The 5,230-nt window shown below is 62.4% G+C and carries 4 protein-coding genes and 3 pseudogenes; all 7 read left to right on the top strand.

Features of this window, described 5'->3' with window-relative positions; all coding sequences use genetic code 11:
• Nucleotides 1–191: pseudogene (phnK, locus tag EN906_RS22110) on the top strand (phosphonate C-P lyase system protein PhnK); the annotation flags it as partial.
• Between the two features lie 37 nt (nt 192–228).
• The gene (gene phnL, locus EN906_RS22105) at nt 229–936 is read left to right on the top strand and encodes a phosphonate C-P lyase system protein PhnL (protein ID WP_127267987.1); all 708 of its coding nucleotides are present in this window, start codon (nt 229–231) and stop codon (nt 934–936) included.
• Nucleotides 933–1,550, top strand: a pseudogene (locus EN906_RS22100) (DapH/DapD/GlmU-related protein). Before phnL ends, EN906_RS22100 begins: the two are co-directional and overlap by 4 nt.
• Nucleotides 1,551–1,862: 312 nt before the next feature.
• Complete coding sequence (gene phnC / locus EN906_RS22095) at nt 1,863–2,720, top strand: phosphonate ABC transporter ATP-binding protein (RefSeq protein WP_127267986.1); 858 nt, start codon at nt 1,863–1,865, stop codon at nt 2,718–2,720.
• A gap of 84 nt (nt 2,721–2,804) precedes the next feature.
• Nucleotides 2,805–3,713, top strand: a complete 909-nt coding sequence (phnD, locus tag EN906_RS22090; protein ID WP_127272208.1) for a phosphonate ABC transporter substrate-binding protein — start codon at nt 2,805–2,807, stop codon at nt 3,711–3,713.
• A gap of 74 nt (nt 3,714–3,787) precedes the next feature.
• Nucleotides 3,788–4,762: a phosphonate ABC transporter, permease protein PhnE gene (gene phnE / locus EN906_RS22085; protein WP_127271835.1), complete on the top strand. Its 975-nt coding sequence runs from the start codon at nt 3,788–3,790 to the stop codon at nt 4,760–4,762.
• Nucleotides 4,763–4,766: 4 nt separating this feature from the next.
• A pseudogene (locus EN906_RS22080) lies at nt 4,767–5,230 on the top strand (phosphonate ABC transporter, permease protein PhnE); the annotation flags it as partial.

Here is a 5,230-nt window from a genome sequence, read left to right as displayed (position 1 = left end):
GTCTGGTCACCGATCTTGGTCTGGCGGCCATCGTCGTCACCCATGACCTTGCCGTGGCGCGGCTTTTGTCGCAGCGCATGATGGTGATGAAGGACGGCCGCGTCGTCGAAAGCGGTCTCACCGACCGCGTGCTCGACGACCCGCGCGCGCCTTACACGCAATTGCTTGTTTCCTCGATTCTGCAGGTTTGACGATGACGCAAACGACTGACGATTGGAGAACCTTCTGATGGCAACCCCGCTCGTTGTTTCCGGCGTTGCCAAGAGCTTCACCATGCATCTGCGTGACGGCATCAAACTGCCTGTTGTCGCCGGTGTCTCGTTCTCGATCAGGGCCGGCGAATGCACCGTGCTCGGCGGCCCGTCCGGTGCCGGCAAGAGCTCGATCCTGAAGATGCTCTACGGCAACTACGCCGTCGACGAAGGCCAGATCATCGTCACGCATGATGACGGGCTGATCGACCTGGCCACCGCCAGCCCTCGCACCGTGCTTGCGGTGCGCCGGCAAACGATCGGCTATGTCAGCCAGTTCCTGCGCACCGTGCCGCGCGTTTCGGCGCTCGATGTCGTCGCCGAACCGCTGGTCGAGCGCGGCGAGGATCGCGAGATTGCCCGCGGCAAGGCGCGCGCCTTGCTGGCACAGCTCAACCTGCCGGAGAAACTCTGGGCTTTGCCGCCTGCGACCTTTTCCGGCGGCGAGCAGCAGCGCGTTAACATCGCGCGCGGCTTCATCACCGAGCATCCGATCCTGCTGCTCGACGAACCGACCGCTTCGCTCGACGCCAGGAACCGCGACGTCGTGATCGAACTCATCGCCGCCAAGAAGGCGGCTGATGTCGCCCTGCTCGGCATCTTCCATGACCACGACGTGCGCGAGGCGGTTGCCGACCGCATCATCGACGTCACCGCGTTCGCGTCCGGAAAAATCGCCGCATGACCAGGAAATTGTCCGAGACGCCGCTGGTCCACCCGACGGCGGATGTACAGAATTCGACGCTCGGCCGCTGGACCGAGATCGCCGACCGCAGCCGGGTCTCGGAAAGCGAACTCGGCGACTATTCCTACATGATGCAGGACTGCTCCGTCTGGTGCGCGACGATCGGCAAGTTCGCCAACATCGCGGCCAGCGTTCGCATCAACGCCACCAACCACCCGACCTGGCGGCCGACGCTGCATCACTTCACCTATCGCGCCTCGGACTACTGGGACGATGCCGAGCACGAGACAGAATTCTTCGCCCAGCGCCGCGCCAAACGCGTCACCATCGGCCACGACACCTGGCTCGGTCACGGCTCGACTATCCTGCCCGGCGTCACCGTCGGCGATGGCGCCGCGGTCGGCGCGGGTGCGGTGGTCTCGAAAGATGTCGCGCCCTATACCATTGTCGGCGGCGTGCCGGCCAAACCGATCCGCGAGCGCTTCGATCGCCGCACGGCCGAACGCTACCAGGCGCTCGCCTGGTGAGACTGGGACCATGCAAGGCTGCGCGCCGCGTTGGATGATTTCCGGGAGCTTGAGGCCGAGACGTTCCTAGAGAAATATGGTGGATAGCGACGTCCAGGAATGGCGGTCACTGACGCGGGGCAGCGGGGCATTATCACAAACCGCCCCGGCCCCTACTATCCGCATGACATGCCTCTCGACACCAGCATCGGCGCCATGACGGCCCTTGTCTGGAACGCTTGATGGCACCAGCTCGCCAGGCCCGCGTTCCAAATCACCTTCGACTGCTGACCCAGGGTCGACACTAGACTCCAGCCTGTGGAGCGTAACAAAACTGACATCACCGCGACACGGCAGGTTCATGTGGCTGCGCTAGGCGAGAGCCTGACGATCAATGGTCCGGACCTGGAACCTGCCCCCATGCCAGCAAATTCCGCCACGCTCGAAATCCGCGGTGTCACCCGACGATTTGGCAAGAACACTGCCGTCAGCGACATCAACATCGCGATCCCGCAGGGTCAGATGGTTGGCGTCATCGGCCGTTCGGGCGCCGGCAAATCGACCCTTCTTCGCATGATCAACCGTCTCATCGATCCCAGCCAGGGGTCGATTTTTTTTGACGGCGCCGAGGTCTCCCAGCTGCGCGGTTCGCCACTACGGCGCTGGCAGCGCGATTGCGCCATGATCTTCCAGCAGTTCAACCTGGTGCCGCGCCTCGACGTGCTGACCAATGTGCTTCTCGGCCGGCTGAATCACCGCTCCACCATGTCGAACCTGCTCGGCATCTTCTCCCGCGAGGAACGAGCCGAGGCGATAGCAGCGCTGGAGCGTCTCGATATCGCCCGCACCGCGCTGCAGGCCGCCGGCACCTTGTCGGGTGGCCAGCAGCAGCGCGTCGCCATTGCCCGCGCGTTGATGCAGCAGCCGAAGGTGATCCTCGCCGACGAGCCGATCGCGTCACTCGATCCGCTCAACGCCAAGGTGGTTATGGATTCGCTGCAGGATATCAATTTGCGCGAAGGCATCACCGTGATCACCAACCTGCACACGCTGGACACGGCCCGCACCTATTGCAACCGTATCATCGGCATGGCTGCCGGCAAGGTCGTCTTCGACGGCCCGCCGGAAGAGCTCAACCGCGAGGCCGTGCGCATGGTCTACGGCGCCGACAGCAGCGGCGGCGAAATCTCCGAGGCCATCACCTCGACCAGTGTCATCATCAAGCAAAAAATCGCCGCATCCGCCGGACCGCTTGAGCCAGCCTTTCCTGGTTACTGAGCGACCTGGATCGCCAGCCCGCGTCAAGGGCATCATATCCCAACGCAGCCGGCGCGATGCCGGGACCAACAGGAGAGAGACGAGATGTTTAGAAAGATACTTTTCGGTGCCGTTTCCGTCATGGCCATGGCGATGGGCTCGGTCCAGGCACAGGATCTGAAGGAATTCCGCGTCGGCATTCTGGGCGGCGAGAACGAAGCCGACCGTCTGCGCAACTACCAGTGCTTCGCCGACCACATCAAGCAAGTTCTCGGCGTCGAGAAAGTTTCGCTGTTCCCGGCCGCCGACTACGACGGCGTCATCCAGGGTCTGCTCGGCGGCACGCTCGACTATGCCGAACTCGGCGCTTCCGCCTACGCCAAGGTCTACCTCGAGAACAAGGACGCGGTTCAGCCGATCCTGACGACGGTCCAGACCGACGGTTCGACCGGCTACCATTCGGTTATGGTCGCCCGTGCGGATTCCGGCATCAAGACACTCGCTGACATGAAGGGCAAGAAACTCGGTTTCGCCGATCCCGATTCGACTTCCGGCTACCTGGTCCCGGTCACCTCGCTGCCCAAAGACATCGGCATGGATGTGAAGAGCTATTTCGCGTCGACCGGTTTCGGCGGCGGCCATGAACAGCTTGTCCTTGAAGTTCTGAAGGGCACCTTCGATGCCGGCACCACCTGGGCCTCCGGCGTCGGCGACTTCAAGGATGGCTACAGCTCCGGCAATCTGCGCAAGATGGTCGACAAGGGTGTCCTCAAGATGGACGACCTCGTAGAGTTGTGGCAGTCCCCCTTGATCCCGAACGGCCCGCTGGTCATACGCACCTCGCTCGACGCCGACACCAAGCAGAAGATCACCGATTTCCTGACCAAGCTTCCGCAGACCGACCCGGCCTGTTTCGCGGCGGTGCAAGGCGGCGACTTCAAGAGCTATTCGCCGGTCACCCCGGAATTCTATCAGGCGATCATCGACGCTCGTAAGGCGAAGATCGGCTCGTAAGCCAAAAGGCACGACGCCGCCGGGGCCAAAGTGCCGCCGGCGGCGTTGCCGCGTCACGGGCTGGGGAACCATCGATGAGTGCGACCGAAATTTACCGCGCGCCTGCGCTCTCCACGGAAGGAGCGTTAGCCGAGCGGCACTGGCGCGACCTCGCCGCTCGCCGGCGCCTCTACACGATCGGAGGCCTGGTTTTCCTGTTGCTTGCGCTCTCGGGCTCGCTCTGGTTCGCCAATGAGACCAACGCCGGAAAGTTCTTCGACCGCCTTCCCCACATCGCCGACTTTTTCGTCGAATTGAAGCCGCGCGACTGGTTCGACCCGGTGCGCGCGCTGTTCGACCTGCCGTCGCCCTATGACGATGGCAGCCTCAAATTCGACTATCCCGAAGGCCGGGTCTACCTGACCCAAGGCATCTACATTCCGGAGTATTTCTACCGGATGATCGAGACCCTGAACATTGCGCTGTTTTCGACCCTGGTCGGCTCCACCTTCGGTTTCCTGCTCTGCTTCCTGGCTGCAAGCAACGTGACGGCCAGCCGCTGGCTCCGCTTCACCACGCGCCGCTTCCTCGAAATTGTCCGCGCCTTTCCGGAAATCGTCATTGCCGGCTTTTTTCTGGCGATTTTCTCGCTTGGGCCCATTCCAGCGATCCTCGCGGTCAGCATCCACACCGTCGGCGCGCTCGGAAAAATGTTCTACGAAGTGGTCGAGAACGCCGACATGAAGCCTGACGAAGGCTTGCGGGCCGTTGGCGCCAACTGGGTCGAACGGGTGTGGTTCGGCATGGTGCCTCAGGTTCTGCCCAACTTCATGAGCTATTTCCTGCTCCGCTTCGAGATCAATGTGCGCGCTTCGACCATTCTCGGTGCCGTCGGCGCCGGCGGCATCGGCGAATCCCTGCGTCTTTCGATCAGCCGGGGCCATGAGGCCAAGACCATAGCCATCGTGTTTCTGCTGTTCTGCACGATTGTCGCCGTTGACCAGTTTTCGGCATGGCTGAGACAACGTCTCGTCGGCAGGCAGGCGTTCGCATACGGGCGCGGAGAGTAACGCAATGAACGCCGACGCCATCAACGACATCGCCGCTCGCTATCCCGATGCGTTTCAGCGGCCTTTATGGAAGCGCTATGCCGCCCCGTTCGGCATCCTTCTATGCATCCTCTACACCTTTTACTGCTCGTGGTTCTTCTCGATCGGCATCGTTCTCGGAAAGGCGAACTGGAACCTGGCCGGCGCTTATCTCGCCGACTGGGTGTCTTACGAAATCCGCCCGGACATCGAATTCAAGGACGGCTATCTGACCATCGACTACTCTCGTTTCTCCAAACTGGGATCCAATCCAAATCCCGACTGGGTTATCAAGCAGATTGCCGAGGTCGAGCGGCGGGTCGACGCCGCACCGGCACCGGCGACCGCGACCGACAAGTCGTCGCAGGGTTCGTTCATGGCGGCTGGCGCGCCAACGGCCGAGAATCCGGCCCCCTCGCCAGACAAACCAGTTCCGGCCGCGCCCAAAAC

This window comes from Mesorhizobium sp. M7A.F.Ca.CA.004.06.1.1 (genome assembly GCF_003999135.1).
Taxonomy (GTDB): domain Bacteria; phylum Pseudomonadota; class Alphaproteobacteria; order Rhizobiales; family Rhizobiaceae; genus Mesorhizobium.
This window is presented reverse-complemented; position numbering and strand designations above follow the sequence as displayed.

Coding starts and splice junctions, on each gene's coding strand:
- phnL (WP_127267987.1), top strand. CDS start 229: ATGGCAACCCCGCTCGTTGTTTCCGGCGTTGCCAAGAGCTTCACCATG.
- phnC (WP_127267986.1), top strand. CDS start 1,863: ATGCCAGCAAATTCCGCCACGCTCGAAATCCGCGGTGTCACCCGACGA.
- phnD (WP_127272208.1), top strand. CDS start 2,805: ATGTTTAGAAAGATACTTTTCGGTGCCGTTTCCGTCATGGCCATGGCG.
- phnE (WP_127271835.1), top strand. CDS start 3,788: ATGAGTGCGACCGAAATTTACCGCGCGCCTGCGCTCTCCACGGAAGGA.